The sequence below is a fragment of the Aliiroseovarius crassostreae genome, from assembly GCF_025137635.1.
GTDB lineage: Bacteria > Pseudomonadota > Alphaproteobacteria > Rhodobacterales > Rhodobacteraceae > Aliiroseovarius > Aliiroseovarius crassostreae.
Map to the genome: position 1 here is coordinate 511,881 of NZ_CP080772.1, position 19,548 is coordinate 531,428.

Annotated in this window: 17 protein-coding genes; 13 read left to right on the top strand and 4 right to left on the bottom strand. The window is 61.4% G+C overall.

Annotated features, from left to right (window positions below; genetic code table 11):
- Positions 1-58 precede the first annotated feature (58 nt).
- Genes mreC through K3J57_RS02500 form a run of 5 tightly spaced genes read left to right on the top strand, consistent with a single transcriptional unit; the run spans position 59 to position 5,641 of the window.
- On the top strand, positions 59-1,000 hold the full coding sequence (gene mreC / locus K3J57_RS02480) for a rod shape-determining protein MreC (RefSeq protein ID WP_259786220.1): 942 nt from the start codon (positions 59-61) through the stop codon (positions 998-1,000).
- Positions 997-1,536, top strand: coding sequence for a hypothetical protein (locus tag K3J57_RS02485; protein WP_055188406.1), 540 nt, complete (start codon positions 997-999; stop codon positions 1,534-1,536). The genes mreC and K3J57_RS02485 overlap by 4 nt, the downstream gene beginning before the upstream one ends.
- Entirely contained in the window at positions 1,533-3,485 is a 1,953-nt protein-coding gene (mrdA, locus tag K3J57_RS02490; RefSeq protein WP_259786221.1) for a penicillin-binding protein 2, read from the top strand. The genes K3J57_RS02485 and mrdA overlap by 4 nt, the downstream gene beginning before the upstream one ends.
- The gene (rodA, locus tag K3J57_RS02495) at positions 3,482-4,630 is read left to right on the top strand and encodes a rod shape-determining protein RodA (RefSeq protein ID WP_259776662.1); all 1,149 of its coding nucleotides are present in this window, start codon (positions 3,482-3,484) and stop codon (positions 4,628-4,630) included. The genes mrdA and rodA overlap by 4 nt, the downstream gene beginning before the upstream one ends.
- Before the next feature lie 39 nt (positions 4,631-4,669).
- Positions 4,670-5,641, top strand: coding sequence for a 2-hydroxyacid dehydrogenase (locus K3J57_RS02500; protein ID WP_259796950.1), 972 nt, complete (start codon positions 4,670-4,672; stop codon positions 5,639-5,641).
- 229 nt (positions 5,642-5,870) lie between these two features.
- Here K3J57_RS02500 and K3J57_RS02505 read toward each other — a convergent pair whose 3' ends face one another.
- Positions 5,871-6,872 (bottom strand): DUF2125 domain-containing protein, encoded by a 1,002-nt coding sequence (locus K3J57_RS02505; protein WP_259796952.1) that lies wholly within the window; start codon positions 6,870-6,872, stop codon positions 5,871-5,873.
- Between the two features lie 66 nt (positions 6,873-6,938).
- Between K3J57_RS02505 and K3J57_RS02510 the strand changes: the two genes are divergently transcribed.
- The 3 genes from K3J57_RS02510 to K3J57_RS02520 all read left to right on the top strand — a co-directional run bounded on the left by K3J57_RS02510 (position 6,939) and on the right by K3J57_RS02520 (position 10,593).
- A complete protein-coding gene (locus K3J57_RS02510; protein WP_259796958.1) occupies positions 6,939-7,481 on the top strand; it encodes a gamma-glutamylcyclotransferase in 543 nt (180 codons plus the stop codon).
- A 115-nt stretch (positions 7,482-7,596) separates the two neighbouring features.
- Positions 7,597-8,853: a biopolymer transporter ExbB gene (locus K3J57_RS02515; protein WP_259793849.1), complete on the top strand. Its 1,257-nt coding sequence runs from the start codon at positions 7,597-7,599 to the stop codon at positions 8,851-8,853.
- Between the two features lie 3 nt (positions 8,854-8,856).
- A complete protein-coding gene (locus K3J57_RS02520; RefSeq protein WP_259793851.1) occupies positions 8,857-10,593 on the top strand; it encodes a peptidoglycan -binding protein in 1,737 nt (578 codons plus the stop codon).
- Positions 10,594-10,726: 133 nt separating this feature from the next.
- Here the strand turns inward: K3J57_RS02520 and K3J57_RS02525 are convergent, their stop codons facing one another.
- From K3J57_RS02525 to gloB, 3 genes are all read right to left on the bottom strand, one after another.
- Positions 10,727-11,746, bottom strand: coding sequence for a M23 family metallopeptidase (locus K3J57_RS02525; protein ID WP_259796962.1), 1,020 nt, complete (start codon positions 11,744-11,746; stop codon positions 10,727-10,729).
- A 20-nt stretch (positions 11,747-11,766) separates the two neighbouring features.
- Positions 11,767-14,091, bottom strand: a complete 2,325-nt coding sequence (clpA, locus tag K3J57_RS02530) for an ATP-dependent Clp protease ATP-binding subunit ClpA (protein WP_259793858.1) — start codon at positions 14,089-14,091, stop codon at positions 11,767-11,769.
- Positions 14,092-14,369: 278 nt separating this feature from the next.
- A complete protein-coding gene (gloB, locus tag K3J57_RS02535) occupies positions 14,370-15,134 on the bottom strand; it encodes a hydroxyacylglutathione hydrolase (protein ID WP_259793861.1) in 765 nt (254 codons plus the stop codon).
- A 77-nt stretch (positions 15,135-15,211) separates the two neighbouring features.
- Here gloB and K3J57_RS02540 point away from each other — a divergent pair, with 77 nt between their 5' ends.
- From K3J57_RS02540 to atpA, 5 genes are all read left to right on the top strand, one after another.
- Positions 15,212-15,904: a DUF938 domain-containing protein gene (locus tag K3J57_RS02540; protein ID WP_259796966.1), complete on the top strand. Its 693-nt coding sequence runs from the start codon at positions 15,212-15,214 to the stop codon at positions 15,902-15,904.
- A 144-nt stretch (positions 15,905-16,048) separates the two neighbouring features.
- Positions 16,049-16,195, top strand: a complete 147-nt coding sequence (locus tag K3J57_RS02545; protein WP_259793864.1) for a hypothetical protein — start codon at positions 16,049-16,051, stop codon at positions 16,193-16,195.
- Positions 16,185-16,949 carry a methyltransferase domain-containing protein gene (locus K3J57_RS02550; RefSeq protein WP_173485277.1) on the top strand — a complete coding sequence of 255 codons (765 nt, stop codon included), beginning with the start codon at positions 16,185-16,187 and terminating at the stop codon, positions 16,947-16,949. Before K3J57_RS02545 ends, K3J57_RS02550 begins: the two co-directional genes overlap by 11 nt.
- A 490-nt stretch (positions 16,950-17,439) precedes the next feature.
- A complete protein-coding gene (locus K3J57_RS02555) occupies positions 17,440-18,000 on the top strand; it encodes a F0F1 ATP synthase subunit delta (RefSeq protein WP_259772907.1) in 561 nt (186 codons plus the stop codon).
- Positions 18,000-19,538: a F0F1 ATP synthase subunit alpha gene (gene atpA, locus K3J57_RS02560; RefSeq protein ID WP_173485279.1), complete on the top strand. Its 1,539-nt coding sequence runs from the start codon at positions 18,000-18,002 to the stop codon at positions 19,536-19,538. Before K3J57_RS02555 ends, atpA begins: the two co-directional genes overlap by 1 nt.
- Positions 19,539-19,548 lie beyond the last annotated feature (10 nt).

Genomic DNA, 19,548 nt, shown 5'->3' on the forward strand with positions numbered 1-19,548 from the left:
CGGGGTCCGGACCGGGGCCCGCCGGTGTGATCTGAGGCCAAAGTGATCGGAGGCCAAATTGGCGACAAACAAACAGCAAAATGTCGAATATGCGGGGCCGCTGCGGCGGCTCTTCATGGCGATGCTTGTGCTGTTTCTGGCGCTGGTGTTCCTGATCTGGCGGATCGACAGCCCGCGGGTGGAACGGTTCCGTGCCCAGTTGATTGATACGGTGGTGCCCAGTTTCGAATGGGCCCTGGTGCCGGTCACCCATGTGGTGGGCATGGTCGAAGATTTCCAAAGCTACCAGCGGATCTACCAGCAAAACCAGGAACTGCGCCGCGAGCTGCGCCAGATGAAAGCCTGGAAAGAAGCCGCGCTGCAGCTGGAACAGGAAAACGCACGGCTTCTGAACCTGAACAATGTGCGGCTGGATGCGCAGCTCAGCTATGTGACCGGGGTCGTGCTGGCCGATAGCGGCTCGCCGTTTCGCCAGTCGGTCCTGCTGAATGTCGGCACCCGCGATGGCATCGTTGATGGCTGGGCGGCCACGGACGGGCTGGGGCTGGTGGGGCGGATCTCTGGTGTGGGGCGTCAGACCAGCCGCGTGATGCTTTTGACCGACAGCAACTCGCGCATTCCGATTACGGTGCAGCCCTCGGGGCAGACCGCACTTTTGCATGGCGACAACACGGCGTCACCGCCGCTGGAATTTCTGGAAAGCCCGGACAAGGTGCGCCCGGGGGATCGGGTGATTTCATCCGGTGACGGCGGGGTGTTCCCGGCGGGGTTGCTGGTTGGGCATGTGGCCATGGGCACGGATCGCCGGTTGCGCGTGCGCCTCTCGGCGGATTACGAGCGGCTTGAATTCCTGCGTGTGCTGCGCAGCCATCCCGGCGAACGGGTGCTGGACAGTGATGCGCTGATTGTCTCGACCCCGGCGCAGCCGCCGGTGGAAGACATCCTTCGTGAAGGCGAAGCGACCGCGACGTCCGGGGCCAGCGCGGAGAGCGGGCAATGATTGACCGCATCGCCCTCAGCCGTGGATATTATCGCCTGTTGCTGGTGGTGGTTGCCATCGTGCTTCTGTTCGGGCGCCTGTTGCCGCTGGAGCTTGGCGCCGGGCGCCTTCCCGGCCCGGATCTTTTGCTGGTTCTGGTGATGGCCTGGGTGGTGCGCCGACCGGATTATGCGCCGGTCTTCCTGATCGCGCCGGTGTTCTTCCTGACCGACATGCTGCTTTTGAAACCTCCTGCGGTCTGGACCCTGATGGTGGTGTTTGGCACGGAATTCCTGCGCCGTCGCGAAACGCGCCTGCGCGAACAAAGCTTTCTGATCGAGTTCGGGTTGGTGGCCGCCACGCTTGTGGCCATGCTGATCGGCCAAAGATTGCTGCTGGGCGTGTTCCTGGTTGAGCAGGTTTCGTTCGGGCGCGAGATCCTTTACCTTCTGGCCACGATCGCCGCCTATCCGCTGGCCGCGCTGGTCACGGTCTATGGGTTCGGCATCCATAAATTGCAGCCGGGTGAGGACGAGATTTCGGGGCATTACGCATGAAACGCACCGGTGTGGATACGGATAAAAGCGCCCGCATAATCACCCGGCGGGGCCTGTTTCTGGGTGGGTTGCAAGTGTCTTTTGCGGCCCTTCTGGTTGGGCGGATGCGCTATATGCAGGTGGATCAGGGCGACGAATACCGCCTGCTGGCCGAAGAAAACCGTATCAATATCCGACTGATCCCCCCCTCACGCGGCTTGATCCATGACCGCAATGGCGTGCTGATCGCCGGCAATGAACAGAATTACCGCATCGTTTTGGTGCGCGAGGACGCAGGCGACCCCGAAGCGGTGCTGCGCAAACTGTCCCATATTGTCTGGATGTCGGAGGAGGACATCGCCAACGCGCTGAAAGAAATCAAGCGGCGCAGTCCCTTTGTCCCGGTTGCCGTCGCGGATCGGGTCAGTTGGGACGAGGTGGCCGAAGTGGCGGTGAATGCGCCGGCCCTGCCCGGCATCACCCCCGAGGTGGGCCTGTCGCGGATCTATCCGCAACGCGGCGATTTCGCCCATATCCTGGGCTATGTGGGGCCTGTTTCGGATTACGACCTGTCCAAGCTTGAAGACCCGGATCCCCTGTTGCAGATCCCCCGGTTCCAGATCGGCAAATCCGGCGTCGAGGCGAAGATGGAGCATGCGTTGCGCGGCTCTGCCGGGTCCCGCGAGATCGAGGTGAACGCGGTGGGCCGTGAGATGCGCGAACTGTCGCGCGAAGAAGGGCAGGCCGGGGCGGCGGTGCAGCTGACCATTGATGCCAAGCTGCAAAGCTATGTGCAGGCGCGCATGGCGGGGGAAAGTGCGGCTGCGGTGGTGATGGACACGGTAAGCGGGGATATCCTCGCGCTGGGATCGGCCCCCACCTTTGATGCCAATAAATTTGTGCACGGGATCTCCAGCGCGGATTACAAGGCGCTGTTGGAAGACCCCTATCGTCCATTGGCGGCAAAAACGGCGCAGGGCACCTATCCGCCGGGGTCAACCTTCAAGATGGTCACGGCGCTGGCGGCGTTGGAAGAAGGGGTGATCGGCCCCGGCGAAACCGTGACCTGCTGGGGCAAGATCGAGGTCTATAACCGCAATTTCCATTGCTGGAAACGGGCGGGCCACGGCAAGGTTGATCTGCTCAAGAGCCTCGAGCAGAGCTGTGACATCTATTATTATGAGATCGCCCAGCGGGTTGGGATCGACAAGATTGCCGAGATGGCGCGCCGCCTTGGGCTTGGGGAAAAACACGACCTGCCATTGTCTGCGGTGGCGCAGGGGTTGATCCCGAACAAGGCGTGGAAGCTGGAAAACCGCGGTGCGGATTGGGTTGTCGGGGACAGCCTGAATGCGGGCATCGGGCAGGGCTTTGTGCTGGCCTCTCCGCTGCAACTGGCGGTGATGACCTCCCGGCTCGCCACCGGGCGTGCGGTGGTGCCGCGCTTGGTGCGCTCCATCAACGGGGTGGATCAGCCGATTGCAGAGCAGGCGCCGCTTGGGATCAGTTCATCGAACCTCGCCGCGGTGCGCCAGGGCATGTATGCGGTGGTCAATGCACGCCGTGGCACGGCGGGCCGGTCGAAAATCACCGGGGATGAGTTTCGGATGGCGGGCAAGACCGGCACCAGCCAGGTGCGCAACATCACCAAGGCAGAGCGCGCACGCGGCGTGACCCGCAACGAAGACCTGCCCTGGGAGCGGCGTGACCACGCGCTGTTTGTTGCCTATGCGCCTGCGGAAAACCCGCGCTATGCGGTGTCGGTTGTGGTGGAGCATGGCGGCGGCGGCTCAAAAGCTGCGGCCCCGATTGCGCGGGACATCATGTTGCAGACGCTTTACGGCGGCACCCCCCCGCTGAGTGCCTACCCGTCCTCGCAGCGCGGCACCATCCGGTCGCGGCAAAAAGAGATCGAGGACATGATGCAACTGCCCTCTGACGACGGTGCGCAGGGGAGTGGGCGCGCATGAGCTATCTTGAATACAACGTCAAATACGTGCCCACCGGGCTGCGCAAGGTGCTGTATCTGAACTGGTTTCTGGTGCTGCTGCTGAGCGCGGTGGCCGGGGTTGGGTTCCTGATGCTGTATTCCGTGGCCGGAGGCAGCCTTGATCCCTGGTCGGCGGCGCAGATGAAACGGTTTGCGCTGGGGATGGTCCTGATGTTCATCACGGCAATGGTGCCGATCTGGTTCTGGCGCAATATGGCGGGGCTTGGCTATCTCGTCTCTCTGGTGCTTTTGGTGCTGGTGGAGCTGATCGGCACAACCGGCATGGGGGCACAGCGTTGGATTGACCTTGGCTTCATGCGGCTGCAGCCTTCGGAGCTGATGAAGATCAGCCTGATCATGATCCTCGCCGCCTATTATGACTGGCTGGATGTGAAAAAGGTTTCGCGCCCGCTTTGGGTGCTTTTGCCGCTGGTGTTGATTGCCCTGCCGACCATGCTGGTGCTGAAACAGCCGGATCTGGGCACGTCGATCCTGCTGGTGACCGGTGGTGGGGTGGTGATGTTTCTGGCCGGGGTCAGCCTGTGGTATTTTGCGGCGGTGATCCTGAGCGGCGTGGGGCTGGTTACCGGTGTGTTCCTGTCGCGCGGCACGCCCTGGCAGCTTCTGAAAGACTATCAGTATCGCCGCATCGACACCTTCCTTGACCCCTCTTCGGACCCGCTTGGGGCGGGTTATCACATCACCCAGTCAAAGATTGCATTGGGGTCCGGTGGCTGGACCGGGCGGGGGTTCATGCAGGGCACGCAGTCGCGGCTGAACTTCCTGCCGGAAAAGCATACGGATTTCATCTTTACCACGCTGGCTGAGGAGTTTGGCTTTCTTGGCGGAGCGGGCCTGCTTGGGCTTTACGTGCTGATCCTTGTGTTCTGCGTGATTTCCGCCGTGCAGAACCGGGACCGGTTCTCGTCCCTTCTGATCCTTGGGATCGCGGTCACCTTTTTCCTGTTTTTTGCGGTGAATATGTCGATGGTGATGGGGATGGCGCCGGTGGTGGGCGTGCCGCTGCCGATGGTCAGTTATGGGGGCTCGTCCATGCTGGTGCTTCTCATCGGCTTTGGTCTGGTGCAGTCTGCCCATGTGCACAGGGCGCGACAGAAGCGTTAGGCATCTGCGGCGCGTCTGAGAATGTGAAAAGGATCCCTGATGACCCCAGTCTCGATTGTTGCCCCGACCGCTGCCCACAGGAGTGTCAATGTGCTGTTTGCCGGGCGTGATGCGCTTTGGCCAGTGTATAAGCCCGCGCTGGAAGCCGCTTTTTGCGAGGCGGGCGTGGTGGCGGATCTGCGTCAGGCCTTTGCTCCGGAGGAGGTGGATTACATCATCTACGCCCCGTTTGGTCCCCTGTCTGACCTCAGCCCCTATACCCGGTGCAAGGCCGTGCTGGGTCTCTGGGCCGGGGTGGAAAGCATCGTCACCAACCCGACCCTGACCCAGCCTTATACCAGGATGGTGGACCGGGGGTTGACCGAAGGGATGGTGGAATGGGTGGTGGGCCATACCCTGCGCTATCACCTTGATATGGATCTGGATATCTGTCGGCAGGATCAAGCGTGGGAGGTCCATATCCCGCCGCTTGCACGGCACCGGACCGTGGGGGTGCTGGGATTGGGGAATTTGGGTGCTGCCTGTGCGCAGGCCCTGTCGGCGCTGAATTTCAACGTGCATGGGTGGAGCCGGAGCGCAAAATCCCTGCCGGGGGTGAGCTGTCATAGTGCGGAAGACGGGTTGCGCGATGTCCTGACCCAGGCAGAGATCCTTGTGCTGCTTCTGCCCGACACACTGGCCACGGAAAACACCCTCAACGCTGACACGCTGGCACTGCTGCCCAAAGGCGCGCGGATCCTGAACCCCGGGCGTGGGCCGTTGATTGAGGATAACGCCCTGCTCGCAGCGCTCGACAGCGGGCAGGTGGGCCATGCCACGCTGGACGTGTTCCGGGTGGAGCCCCTGCCCAAAGATCACCCCTACTGGGCGCACCCCAATGTAACCGTGACCCCGCATATCGCCTCTGAAACCCGACCAGACACGGCCAGCCAGGTGATTGCGGAGAATATACGCAGATCCGAGGCGGGAGAGGCGCTGTTACATCTGGTGGACAAAACGCGCGGCTATTGAGGGTTTGACGGCCGGGAGGGGCAGGATTCTAGTTTTCTAGTTTTCTAGTTTTCTAGTTTTCTAGTTTTCTAGTTTTCTAGTTTTCTAGTTTTCTAGTTTGCGCAGTGTCGAGGGCGGGGCAGGGGCGCTGCCCCTCGGACTGCGTCCTCACCCCGAGGTATTTTCGGCAAGAAAAATGAGACATGAGGATGGAGATACGGCCCTTTGGGCGGGCCGCCGTCCCGCTGCGTCAGCGCAGATGAAAGCTTGGCGCGCGGCCAATTGGGAGCGGCCCCAGGGACATGAAACCGCCAGAAAATCCCAAAGGCACATCCAGCGTGTCAGGGTCCCCCGAGAGGCTGGACAAGAGCTGAAGCGCGCCAATGACAGTGCTTTCAAAGGCGGGATCAATCAGCCCTGAGGCTTTGGCCAGCGCCACCATTTCGCGCCAGTTCCGCGCTTTCACGGTGATTTTCCCATTGGGCTGACCGGCGCTGTTCACGGTGAGGGTGCCCGCGGCCTGCAATACCATTTCGCCCCATTTGGCCCGCAGCATGTCCAGTTTGATCTCGGTGGGTTGCGGGCGTTCCTGTTCCAGGGCGGCCAGATCCCAGGGGGCGTCAAACGCCACTTTGCCCTGCACTGTAACGCCTTCAAAAGACGGGGGCAGCAGGCTGTTGGTATCAAAACTTTGCACAAGTTCAGAGGGGGGGATGAACTCCTTTACCTCCAGATGGACTTCATGTTCGGTCGATTTCCCGTCCACTTGCCGGGTGGCGATATTGGCGGACCCCAGCGTGGCGGTCCAACCCAGAGAGGAGGTCAGGGACATGTCTTCGATCACGAATGAGGAGCGGTTCAGGGGCAGGGAGGGCGCGGGATCCACGACAAGTGACGCTTTGAAATCCTGCGCTGTGATGTCGATATTCTGCAACGGGGTCGACAGGCGCTGGGTGCCGGGCCAGACCGCGATCAGGTGGTTGGGCTTGTAGCTGAGGGTGAGAAGCTGGAACAGATCTGCCGACCACGCCAGCCCGGTCTCCGGGTCTGCGAGATGAACGCCTTCAGCCACCATATCGAACCGGTTCGGAAACCCCTGCACGCGCAATGCCTCGTAGTCGGACACCCAGCCATCAGCCCGCCGTTCGGCAAACCAGCCCTGATAGGCGCGCTCGGCCGCTCCGGCCCCAACCCACCAATACCCGGACCAGAGCCCAGCCAGAACCACTGCAATCACAATCAGTTTGCGCATACCGCTTCCCTCTTAACACCTGCCCCCTTATATGGGGAGCGCGCGCTGGACGGAAAGGGTATGGGCATGGGCAATTCCGAATTGTGGGTCTTTGGTTACGGATCTCTGATCTGGCATCCGGGTTTTGATCATGATGAAACCGTGATCGCGACCCTTGCGGGGTATCACCGGTCTTTCTGCATGCGCTCGATCCATCATCGCGGCACCGAGGAAAAGCCCGGTCTTGTGCTGGCGCTTGACGAGGAGGCGGGGGCGTCCTGCCAGGGCGTGGCCTTTCGCGTCACCCCCGGATGCGAGGACAAGACCATGGCAGAGTTGCGCGAGCGCGAGCTGGTCTCCTCTGCCTATCTTGAAAAAAACCTGAAAATCACCCTGGCTGATGGGCGCGAGGTCGAGGCCGTGACCTATGTGATCGACCCCGATCATGTGCAATATTGCCATATCGACCTGTTGGAGCAGGCCCATATCATCGCCACTGCCGTTGGTGGGCGCGGCCCCAATACCGATTATCTTTACAACACCGCTGACCATCTGGCGACGCTGGGGATCGAAGACCCGGATCTCAGCTGGCTTGCGGCCCGCGTGCGCGAAATCACCGAAGCCCTCTGACCGCATCTGCCCCCTGATCGGCCCCCTGTTTTCCCGAACCGCATTCGCGCTTGGCAGGGCGCCCAATCCCCCCTATCCTGACCGCAAAACATTCAGGCGATAGGGAAAATACCCGATGAAAGAGCCAGATAGCAGGCCGTCCGTGACGCGCCGCAAAGGGGCCGAGCCGCAATTTTCTCAACCTTTCCGCCAGATCTTTGTGATGCTGGTGGTGTTGGGCCTTGTGGGCTTCGGGGGCTTTGTCGCCCTGCCGCAGGTGCTGCCGGTCTTCCTTGCCAATCTTTATCTCAACGCCTTTATCGCTCTGGTCTTCGTGGTTGGCCTTCTGGCCTGTTTCTGGCAGGTCTGGCAGGTGGCGGCCTCGGTGATCTGGATCGAAGGATTTGTGGGCGAGCGTGAAGGGACCAACCCGGATCGCGCGCCACGTCTGCTCGCGGCCCTGGCCAAGCTGCTGTCGACCCGAGGGGCGCGGCTGCAGATCGGGGCCTCGTCATCGCGCTCCATCCTCGACAGTGTGGCCACCCGCATTGACGAGGCCCGTGATATCACGCGTTACATTGTCAACCTGCTGATTTTCCTTGGACTTCTGGGGACATTTTTCGGCCTCGCCACCACCGTGCCCGCGGTTGTGAAGACCATCGGCTCGCTCGCGCCGTCTGGCGATGAAGGCGGGGTTGAGGTGTTCAACCGCCTGATGAGCGGGCTGGAAGAGCAGCTGGGCGGCATGGGAACGGCCTTTTCCTCCTCCCTTCTCGGCCTGGCCGGGTCGCTGGTTGTGGGGCTGATGGAGCTGTTTGCAGGCCATGGTCAGAACCGGTTTTACCGCGAGCTTGAGGAATGGCTGTCCACCATCACCAAATTGTCCATCGCCCCCGCAGAGGGGGACGGGGACAGCGCCGCGGTTGCCTATCTTTCCGCCATGGCCGAACAGGTCGAGGCAATGCAGGCAATGTTCCTGCAGACCGATGTGAACCGGGCGAAACTGGATGCGCGGCTGGGGGATCTTGCGGGCCAGGTCCATGCGTTGACGGAAAAAATCGACGCCACACAGCATGAACCCGCCCCGATGCCCGCCCCCGACCTGACCCCGCATCTTGCACAGTTGACCGACCTCAACCTTGCCATGAAACAGATGATCGACGGGCAGAGCCGGGTGATCAACGCGCTCGAAGGGCAGGGCGAAGTGGGCACCCATCCCGACGCTGAAAGCCGGATGCGCCTGCGCTCGATCGACGTGCAGATGCTGCGCCTGCTTGAGGAAATGCAGGCCGGGCGTCAGGAAAGCATGGCGGAACTGCGCCAGGATCTGGGGACCCTGATCCAGGTGATCCGCGTGGCGGCAGGGCAGGACGAAACAGAGGGTCAGGTGTAACCCATGGCCATGTCGCGGCGCTCCACCAATCGGGTCAGCGGGTCAATCTGGCCCGGCTTTGTCGACGCGATGACCGCGCTGCTTCTGGTGCTGTTTTTTGTGCTGACCATCTTTATGGTGGTGCAGTTTGTCCTGCGCGAAACCATCTCAGGTCAGGCGCATGAACTGGATGAGCTGAGCCTTCAGGTGGCCGAACTTGCTGATGCGCTGGGGCTGGAACGCACCCGGTCTGCGGATCTGGAAGGGCAGGTCGGGCGGCTCAGCGCGACCTTGTCCGAGGCGCGCAATATTGCCGATGCCCAGACCGCGCTGATTGCCCAGCTCACCGCGCAGACCACCGCACAGGAAGAGCAGATCGCCGCCCAGTCCGCCCAGATCACCAGCTTCGAGGCGCAGGTCGCCGCCCTCCTGTCGCAACGCGATGAGGCCCTTGCCGCGGGCACGCAAATGGCCGCAACGATTGAAGATCTTGAGGCCGCCAAAGCCGCGCTGATTTCAGATCAGGAGGCGTTGCAACTCGCGCTGGCCCAGGCCCGCGATGAGATTGACGCCGGCGTCGAAGCCGCACGGCTGGCAGCGGCCAAGCGCGAAGCACTGGAGGCGCTGGTGGCCCGCCTTGAGGCTGATGTGGCAGAGGGGCAAAAGGCGTTAAGCGAAGAAGAGGCCGGGCGCCTTGCCGAAGCCGCCGCCGCCGAGGCGCTTCGCGCGCAGCTTGAAAATGCCGATGCGGAGCTGACCGCGATGACCCTCGCGCTGGAAGCAAGCCGCAAAGAGGCCGAGGAAACGCTGACGCTGCTGGCGGCGGCAAAAGCGGCCGGGGTGGATCTGGATGCCCGTCTGGCGGCCGCGATGCTGGAGCTTGAGGCGCTGAAATCCGAAGGGGCGGACGCCAAACGGCTGGGCGAAGAACTGCGCGCAGCCCTTGCCGAGCGGCTCGCCGCAGAAACCCGCGCCGAGGTGGCCCTGTCGGAAGCGGATGCGCAAAAGCGCCTGCTGGCGGTGGCCAATTTGGCCCTGTCCGAAGAAGAGGCCAGCTCTGCCGAGGCGCAGCGTCAGGTGGCCCTGCTCAATGAACAGGTGGCGGCATTGCGCGCGCAGCTTGGCTCCTTGCAGGCGATACTGGATGCGGGAAATGAACGCGATGAACGCGCGCAGGTGCAGATCCAGAAACTGGGCACCGAGCTGAATGCGGCACTGGCGCGGGTCGCCGCCGAGGAGCGCAAACGGGCCGCGTTGGAAGAGGCGGAACGTCGACGTTTGGAAGAGGAAGCCAAGGAGCTTGCCGCCTATCGATCTGAATTCTTTGGAAAACTGCGTCAGGTTCTTGGGGATCGGGAAGGGGTGCAGATTGTTGGGGACCGATTTGTGTTCTCCTCTGAAGTGCTGTTTTCGTCGGGTGATGCGGTGCTGAAACCTGCGGGACAGGCGCAGGTGGCCAAGGTGGCTGCGCTGTTGTCCGAGGTGGCGGATCTGATCCCGCCCGAAGTGGATTGGGTGATCCGCGTTGATGGGCATACCGACAATCAGCCCTTGTCCGGGACGGGGGAGTTTCGCAATAACTGGGCGCTCAGCCAGGCCCGTGCCCTGTCGGTGGTGGAATACATGATTGACGATCTGGGCTTCCCGCCGAACCGGCTGGCCGCCACCGGTTTTGGGGAATACCGCCCGGTGAACCCCGCAGATACCGATGCCGCGCGCGCGCAGAACCGGCGGATTGAGCTGAAACTGACAGAGCGGTAAGAGGGTCCGCCGCCAGTGGTTTTGGGGGGCTTGCGATGGTGTTTCGGAAGGGGGCGGCCTTCGTTTATTTCGCGGCTCACCTTATGCCGCCCCCACGATCATGACGCGTCCCGTCGCGTCTGGTCTGCCCGTTTCAGCGGACAGCAACCTCGGTTGAGGTGGCATCAATCACCTTGCCCGCCCGGATCATCCAGCTGTCCAGCCGATACATCCCCTCCGGCCATGCCATGCGGGTCTTTTTGCCAAAGGCGTGAAAGGCCAGAACCTGCGATTTGGTGATCTCGATCTTCTGCTCGCCCACCATCCCCGTGGGACCTTCAATGCGCAGGTGCAGAATGTCCCCCTGACGTGGGCCGTAAATCATGCTCCAACCCACCAAAGCTGGGCCGTCTGCGGGAAGAGGGGGGATAGGTGTGTTGCCCTGCTTGATCTCGTCAAATTGGGGGATATCGGTGGCAAACCCGGTGCTGGCAATGCCGCCGCTCGGGTAGGGGATCGGGGTCAGCCAGAGCTGCCCGTCTGACAGGTCAGGTGAGAGGCATTTGGTCGGTGCTGCAAAAGCTGCGTCGGGGTGAAACGGATCCAGCACTTTCCCATCCTTGCGCAGGGACAGGTGCAGATGTGGATATTGCGTCTTGCCGGACAGGCCAACCCGGCCGAGCTCCTGACCCATCCGGACCTTGTCGCCGATTTGCACAGTCACCGAGCCCCGGGCCATATGGCAATATTGGCTTTCCCAACCACCGCCATGGTCGATCACAACCCCGTTGCCGCAGTCCCGCCCGCTCACATCTGGGGCGCCTTCGGATCCGTAAAGCGCATCCTTCATGCCGTCCCGCCGCCCCTTGACCCGGCCGGGCGCCGTGGCCAGCACAGTCACACCCCTTCGCATTGCCGCGTAAGAGGGCAGGGCGAAATCCGTGCCATTATGCCCGTCGTAGCTGTGCGGGCCGCAGGTGTAATCGGCCACACCCTTGCCGGGGTCCGCGTCTGTGAGGTTCAGGATGAAACAGCTTTCGCCCAGAACACAATCAACCGGCTGGGCAAATTTTGGTCCTCTTAGCTCCGTCCGCCCGATATCTGTGCGCCCGATATCTGTGCCCCCTATATCTGCAAAGGCCGCAGCGGGGGCTGCGGCCAGGGCAAGGATCATTAGACATCCGGTTTTCCGCATCAGTCCGCGGTGAGCAGCGGGGGCTTTTTACGGGATCCCAGCTGCGGCTTTTTCGGCTTCTCGATACGCAGCTCCAATTCGCCGCCCTTGATGCCGACCTGCACCATGCCGCCCTTGGACAGCTTGCCGAACAGAAGCTCTTCCGCCAGCGGCTTCTTGATATGTTCCTGGATCACCCGACCCAGCGGGCGGGCGCCCATTCGGTCGTCATAACCCTTGTCGGCGATCCATTCTGCCGCCGCGCGGGTCAGTTCGATGGTCACACCGCGATCCAGAAGCTGGGCCTCCAGTTGCAGCACGAATTTCTCGACCACTTGCAGGATCACTTCTTTGCCCAGCGGCGCAAAGCTGATCACCGCGTCCAGACGGTTGCGGAATTCCGGCGTGAAGGTGCGTTCAATCGCGGCGGTGTCTTCGCCTTCGCGCCGCTCACGGCCAAAGCCCACGGCCGCCTTGGCCTGTTCCGACGCCCCCGCGTTTGAGGTCATGATCAGCACCACGTTGCGGAAGCTGACGGTGCGGCCGTTGTGATCGGTCAGTTCGCCATTGTCCATGACCTGCAGCAGAATGTTGTAGACATCCGGATGGGCCTTTTCCATCTCATCCAGAAGTAGCACGCAATGCGGATGCTGATCCACGCCATCGGTCAGAAGGCCGCCCTGATCAAACCCGACATAGCCGGGAGGGGCCCCGATCAGGCGGGAAACGGCGTGTTTTTCCATATATTCCGACATGTCGAAGCGCAGAAGCTCCACGCCGAGATTGTCGGCAAGCTGTTTGGCGACCTCGGTCTTGCCGACGCCGGTGGGGCCGGCAAACAGGTAGTTGCCGATGGGTTTTTCCGGCTCGCGCAGCCCGGCACGGGCCAGTTTGATGGCCGAGGACAGCGCCTCAATCGCCTTGTCCTGTCCAAACACCACCCGCTTGAGCGATTTTTCCAGATCACGCAGGGTTTCCGCATCATCCTTGGACACGGTTTTCGGCGGGATCCGGGCGATCTTGGCGACCACGGCTTCAATTTCGGTCACGCCGATCGAGGTCTTGCGCTTGTCCTTGGGCAGGAGGTGCTGGGCCGCGCCAGCTTCGTCAATCACATCAATCGCCTTGTCCGGCAATTTGCGGTCATTCACATAGCGGTCGGACAGTTCCACGGCTGATTTGATGGCATCCGCGGTGAAGCTGACGCCGTGATGTTCTTCGAAATAGGGTTTCAGCCCTTTGAGGATCTTCACCGCATCTTCGACCGACGGTTCGTTCACGTCGATTTTCTGGAACCGGCGCGACAGGGCGCGGTCTTTTTCGAAATGCTGGCGGAATTCCTTGTAGGTGGTGGAGCCCATGCAGCGCAGCTTGCCGCCCTGAAGGGCGGGTTTGAGCAGGTTCGAGGCATCCATCGCCCCACCCGAGGTGGCACCGGCACCGATCACCGTATGGATCTCGTCGATGAACAGCACCGCGTCGGGATGGTCTTCCAGCTCTTTCATCACCGCCTTCAGCCGCTCTTCAAAGTCGCCGCGATAGCGGGTGCCTGCCAGAAGCGCGCCCATGTCGAGCGAGTAGATCGTGGTTTCTGACAGGATTTCAGGGGTTTGCCCGCCAACGATCTTGGTGGCCAGCCCTTCGGCAATGGCGGTCTTGCCCACGCCGGGATCGCCCACCAGAAGCGGGTTGTTCTTGCGGCGGCGACACAGGACCTGAATGGCACGTTCGACTTCGTGGTCGCGCCCGATCAGCGGGTCAATCTCGCCTTCGCGGGCCTTTGCATTGAGATCGACACAATATTTGCCCAGGGCGGTTTCCTTTTCCTCGACCGGCTGCGCTTCGGACATTTCTTCGTCGAAATCGGGGGTGCCGGTGATTGGCCGGGGCTCTCCGAATTCGGGATCTTTTGCCACGCCATGGGCGATGTAATTCACCGCGTCATAGCGGGTCATGTCCTGTTCTTGCAGGAAGAAGGCGGCGTTGGATTCGCGTTCGGCAAAGATCGCAACCAGCACATTTGCCCCGGTCACTTCGGTGCGGCCCGAGCTTTGCACATGGATGGCGGCCCGCTGGATCACCCGCTGGAAGGCGGCGGTCGGCACGGCCTCATTGCCGTCGACATCGGTGATCAGGGTCGCAAGCTCGGTTTCGATGAATTCCAGCAGATCTTTGCGCAGGGCGTTCAGATCGACCGAACAGGCCTGCATCACCCGTGCGGCGTCAGGTTCGTCAATCAGGGCCAGCAGCAGATGCTCCAGCGTGGCCAGTTCATGTTTTCGCTCATTGGCAAGCGCAAGCGCGTGGTGAATGGCGTCTTCCAGCGGTTTAGAAAAGGACGGCACGTGGCATTCTCCTCGTAATCTGCACAGGCTTCCCTGCTTGGGGTCAATTTCCCCCAGATTGGCCTCATATGTTTAAGTTTCGGTTTTCCCGGCGCTTCTTCAAGGGGTTTTATGTCAATTTTCTGGGAATTTACCGTGAAGATTAACGGTCTTCTATTGGCCCCGACAGGCGGAGGCAACAGCGAAACCCCTCATCCCAAGTGCTGCGCAAGCTGCTCAAGACATTGATATGATACGCGATTTTTTGGGAAAACTGAACTCGTGAATTGTTGAAAACGTCAAAACGTGTCTTTTCGGTGCCGAATTTCGGCAAACACATCGACATCAGCGGCACCTGTCATGCCAAGGGCGGCTTTCACCTCGGGCAGATGGGCACGCAGGAACGGGTTGGTGGCGAGTTCAAGCGACAGCGGGGCCGGAACGGTGGGCAGGCGCTGCGCGCGCGCCTTGTCGATATCCTGCCGGCGGGCGGCAAGGGCGGCGTTGTCTGGTTCGATGGTGACCGCGAAGGCGGCGTTGGAGGCCGTGTATTCATGGCCGGAACAGATATTGGTATCGGCGGGCAGTTTTGCAAGGGCAGACAGGCTGTGCCACATCTGCTCGGGGCTGCCTTCGAACAGGCGACCACAGCCCATCACCATCAGGCTGTCGCCGGTAAAGGCGGCGCGGGCGGCCGGGACGTGAAAGGCGATATGACCAATCGTATGGCCGGGCACGTCAAGGATGTCGACCGTATGGGACCCGAAAAAGAACGTCTCACCGGGCGAGACAGCCCGGGCCAGCGGGGGCAGGCGGTGGGCGTCCGCAGCCGCCCCCAGAACCGGGGCACCGGTGGCGGCCACAAGTTCAGCCACGCCATCAATGTGGTCCCAGTGGTGATGGGTCAGCCAGATCTCGCTCAGGTGCCAGCCGCGCATTTTCAGTTCGCGCAGGATCGGGGCCGCCTCCGGCACATCAATCGCCGCGGTCGCTCCGGTTTCATCATCATGCAAAAGATAGGCGTAATTGTCGGTCAGGCAGGGCAAGGTCACAAGGGTCAGCATGGAGGGCCTTTCATCACGTGGACAACCAGTCTTGCGCAATTGCCGCCGGGACACAATACTGAGACACAGGACAATATGTGACAGGATGCAGAACGGAGCGGCGCATGGTCGGAGAGGTGCCCCATTCCACGGCCCATCCCGTTGGCCCGGAAGGGGCAGCGGCGCGCGATGATGTGCGCCTGTCAGCCCCGTCTGCGGCACGCAATATCCCCCCGATCCTTGACGCCATTGCCCCCTATCTGCCGGAACGTGGCTATGGGCTGGAACTGGCCTCCGGGACCGGTGAACATGCCATCGCCTATGCCGGGGCCTTTCCCGGCATCGTCTGGCAACCCACCGATATCGCGCCAGAGCGGCTTGACAGTATCGACGCCTGGCGGGCCCGGGCGGGCCATCGCAATATGCGGATCGCGCAGTTTCTGGATGCCAGCGCACCGGGCTGGAAGGTGGAGGGGTTTGACGTGCTGATGACGGTAAACCTGTTGCACCTGATCAGCGAGGACGCCCTGCGCGAAGTGGTGGCCGGGGTGGCGCGCTCGTTGGAAAAAGGCGGGCGGTGGTGCCTTTATGGCCCGTTTCGGATGGGTGGACAGTTCCGGTCCGACGGGGATCGCACCTTTGACGCCCGCCTGCGTGGCAGCGATGCCGCGATTGGCTATAAGGCCGTCGAAGATGTGACCCGGCTGGCTGAGCGGGGCGGCCTCACGCAGCTTGCCCTGATCGAAATGCCGGCCAACAACCTCCTTTGTGTGTTCGAGAAGACGGCGTGAACTGCCCCCCCCCTCGCCAGTCCTGAGGTTGGGCGGTCCTGAGGCTGGGCGGTTGGAAAAGGGCGGTTGGAAAAGGGGCGCTGCCCCTCGGACTTCGTCCTCACCCCGGGATATTTCTGACAAGAAAATAAGCTGAGCCGGTCTTTGGGTTTCCAAGCCGGGGCGGGGGCGGGGCAGATCGGTTTTACCGACACAGCTTTTGTCGAACGGATTGTGAGTGCTGGCATTTCTCGCCGGGTGCGCTATCGTGCGGGGAAGATCCGCCAGTCAAAGGCCGCCCATGCATCTTGATGTGCAAGACCTTCGCAATTTTTATTACCGCAGCACGCTGGGCCGTTCGGCGCAGAAGGCGGTGCGTGACAAGGTGGTGGCGTTGTGGCCACCCGAACGCTGCAAGGGGCAGACCGTGGCGGGGTTCGGTTTTGCGGTGCCGTTGCTGCGCCCCTATCTGAAGACCGCGCGCCGGGTGATGGGGTTGATGCCTGCCCCGCAGGGGGTGATGCCCTGGCCTGCGGGGATGGCCAATGTGGCCGCGCTGGTTGAGGATACGATCTGGCCGCTCGAGAACGGGGTGGTGGATCGGCTGGTCCTGATGCACGGGCTGGAGACAAGCGAAAACCCGGCCTTCCTGCTGGATGAATGTTATCGGGTGCTGGGCCCCGGTGGTCGCGCGCTGTTTGTGGTGCCGAACCGGGCCGGGCTTTGGGCACGCTCTGACAAGACGCCCTTTGGTTATGGCCGGCCCTATTCGGCGGGTCAGCTTGAGGGGCAGCTCAAGACATATGGCTTTAACGTAGAGCGGCATCTGTCGGCGCTTTACCAGCCCCCCTCGTCGCGCCGATTCTGGCTCAAGACCGGGAATTTCTGGGAACGCGCCGGGCAGCAGTTGCCGATTGTGATGGGCGGGGGGGTGTTGATGGTGGAGGTGTCCAAACAGATCCCCGCCCCGCGCCGTCCGGGCCTGGCGCAGCGGGTGCGCAAGCCGCTGAAGGTGCTGGAAGGGATGGGGGTGCCGGAACCCACGGCGCCGACGACCTCCGGGTGAATTCCGGATGATCTTTGGACAAAACTCACTGCGCGGCACCTGTTGGATGGGGCAGGAGTTCAGGCCTCCGGTTGGTGGGGCAGCTCTGTGTGGGGGTCGCAAATCGTCCTGAAAATGGCGAGAATCACATGCTGAACAGTCGCCGGAATAGGGTGTGGAGGGGTCTTACTGTGGCAATTGGGGAACGATTTAACCTGTGAAATGCTTTTCGGAATGCAATCGCATACCGAAAACGACTCGTTATGACTTTTTCCCGGTTTTTCCAGATTTCCCCATGCCCATAGGGGTCTGACCGCGACAGATTGCGTTTAAGGGCGTCAGAACGGTATTATGTTGGCGTTAAACCCGTGCAAGCCTGTTGCGAGATTGGGAATTCCTTGCTACATCCCGACCCGATTTAGATGACACGCGAAAACCGCGGCATCTGTAGGCCGCCCCGATGTGCTTAACGGCACGTCACAAAGGGGCTCAAGACATCGGAAGGGTGGACGTGTCCGAACCAGTCGCGATCTCTGCTGGAATTGCCCAGCGATATGCCACGGCCGTTTTCGAACTGGCTAAGGAAGGCAAAGACCTGAAAGCTGTGGAAGGGGATATCGACGCCCTGGACGCAGCTCTCGCCGATAGTGCCGATTTCCGCAACCTGATCACTTCGCCGGTTGTAACCCGCGAAGAACAGGGCGCCGCAATCGCCGCCATCGCCAAGAAAATGAAACTTTCGCCAATGGTGGCAAACACGCTGGGTCTGATGGCCCAGAAGCGTCGTTTGTTTGCTGTGCCTCAACTGGTCGCCGCGCTGCGCGCGCTGATCGCCGAGGACAAGGGTGAGGTGACCGCTGAGGTGACTTCGGCCAAGGCCATGACCAAGGCGCAACAAGACAAGCTTGCCAAGGCGCTCACGGGCTCCATCGGCAAGGATGTGAAAGTGAATGTGGCCGTTGATGAAAGCCTCATCGGCGGCCTCGTCGTGAAAGTGGGCTCGCGCATGATCGATACGTCGATCAAAGCCAAGCTCAATGCATTGCAGAATTCCATGAAAGAGGTCGGATAATGGGTATCCAAGCAGCAGAAATCTCTGCGATCCTTAAGGACCAGATCAAGAACTTTGGCCAAGACGCCGAAGTTGCTGAAGTTGGTCGTGTGCTCTCCGTCGGTGACGGTATTGCCCGCGTGCACGGTCTGGACAACATCCAGGCCGGTGAAATGGTCGAATTCCCCGGTGGTATCCGCGGGATGGCCCTGAACCTCGAAGCCGACAACGTTGGTGTTGTTATCTTCGGTTCGGACCGCGACATTAAAGAAGGCGACACCGTCAAACGCACGAACGCCATTGTGGACGTGCCCACCGGTGACGAACTTCTGGGTCGCGTTGTGGACGGTCTGGGCAACCCGATCGACGGCAAAGGCCCGCTGAACGCGAAAAAGCGTGGCGTGGCGGACGTGAAAGCACCGGGCATCATCCCGCGTAAATCGGTTCATGAACCGATGGCAACCGGCCTGAAATCGGTTGACGCGATGATCCCGATCGGCCGTGGCCAGCGCGAGCTGATCATTGGTGACCGTCAGACCGGTAAAACCGCCGTTGCTCTGGACGCGATCCTGAACCAGAAATCCTACAACGACGCCGCTGGCGACGATGAATCGAAAAAGCTGTACTGTGTGTACGTGGCCGTTGGCCAAAAGCGGTCGACCGTTGCCCAGCTGGTGAAGAAACTGGAAGAAACCGGCGCGATTGAATATTCGATTGTCGTGGCTGCAACCGCATCCGACCCGGCCCCCATGCAGTTCCTGGCACCCTATGCCGCAACCGCCATGGCCGAGCACTTCCGTGACAATGGCCGCCACGCGCTGATCATCTATGATGACCTGTCGAAACAGGCTGTGTCCTATCGTCAGATGTCGCTGCTTCTGCGCCGTCCGCCGGGACGTGAAGCCTATCCGGGTGACGTTTTCTACCTTCACTCGCGCCTGCTGGAACGTTCGGCCAAGCTGAACGAAGATTTCGGCGCCGGTTCGCTGACCGCTCTGCCGATCATCGAAACCCAGGGCGGCGACGTGTCCGCGTTTATTCCGACCAACGTGATCTCGATCACCGACGGTCAGATCTTCCTGGAAACCGAACTGTTCTACCAGGGGATCCGTCCCGCTGTGAACACCGGTCTGTCGGTGTCGCGCGTTGGCTCCTCGGCCCAGACCAAAGCGATGTCTTCGGTTGCCGGCCCGGTGAAACTGTCGCTGGCTCAGTATCGCGAGATGGCAGCCTTTGCCCAGTTCGGCTCGGACCTCGATGCCGCAACCCAGCAGCTCCTGAACCGTGGTGCACGCCTGACCGAGCTGATGAAGCAGGCCCAGTACTCGCCGCTGACCAACGCAGAGATTGTCTGCGTGATCTTTGCCGGGACCAACGGTTACCTCGACAAGATCGACGTGTCGGAAGTGGGTCGTTTCGAAGCTGGTCTTCTGAACCACCTGCGTTCGAACCACGCAGACCTGCTGGCAGATATCACCAACAATGACCGCAAGGTTAAAGGTGAGCTGGAAGACAAAGTCAAAGCTGCGCTGGACGCGTTCGCCGCTGACTTCGCTTAAGGGGGGCTCA

Excerpts from the sequence above, each read along its gene's own strand:
- K3J57_RS02485 (WP_055188406.1), top strand. The coding sequence starts at position 997 with ATGATTGACCGCATCGCCCTCAGCCGTGGATATTATCGCCTGTTGCTG.
- mrdA (WP_259786221.1), top strand. The coding sequence starts at position 1,533 with ATGAAACGCACCGGTGTGGATACGGATAAAAGCGCCCGCATAATCACC.
- rodA (WP_259776662.1), top strand. The coding sequence starts at position 3,482 with ATGAGCTATCTTGAATACAACGTCAAATACGTGCCCACCGGGCTGCGC.
- K3J57_RS02500 (WP_259796950.1), top strand. The coding sequence starts at position 4,670 with ATGACCCCAGTCTCGATTGTTGCCCCGACCGCTGCCCACAGGAGTGTC.
- K3J57_RS02505 (WP_259796952.1), bottom strand. The coding sequence starts at position 6,872 with ATGCGCAAACTGATTGTGATTGCAGTGGTTCTGGCTGGGCTCTGGTCC.
- K3J57_RS02510 (WP_259796958.1), top strand. The coding sequence starts at position 6,939 with ATGGGCAATTCCGAATTGTGGGTCTTTGGTTACGGATCTCTGATCTGG.
- K3J57_RS02515 (WP_259793849.1), top strand. The coding sequence starts at position 7,597 with ATGAAAGAGCCAGATAGCAGGCCGTCCGTGACGCGCCGCAAAGGGGCC.
- K3J57_RS02520 (WP_259793851.1), top strand. The coding sequence starts at position 8,857 with ATGGCCATGTCGCGGCGCTCCACCAATCGGGTCAGCGGGTCAATCTGG.
- K3J57_RS02525 (WP_259796962.1), bottom strand. The coding sequence starts at position 11,746 with ATGATCCTTGCCCTGGCCGCAGCCCCCGCTGCGGCCTTTGCAGATATA.
- gloB (WP_259793861.1), bottom strand. The coding sequence starts at position 15,134 with ATGCTGACCCTTGTGACCTTGCCCTGCCTGACCGACAATTACGCCTAT.
- K3J57_RS02550 (WP_173485277.1), top strand. The coding sequence starts at position 16,185 with ATGCATCTTGATGTGCAAGACCTTCGCAATTTTTATTACCGCAGCACG.
- atpA (WP_173485279.1), top strand. The coding sequence starts at position 18,000 with ATGGGTATCCAAGCAGCAGAAATCTCTGCGATCCTTAAGGACCAGATC.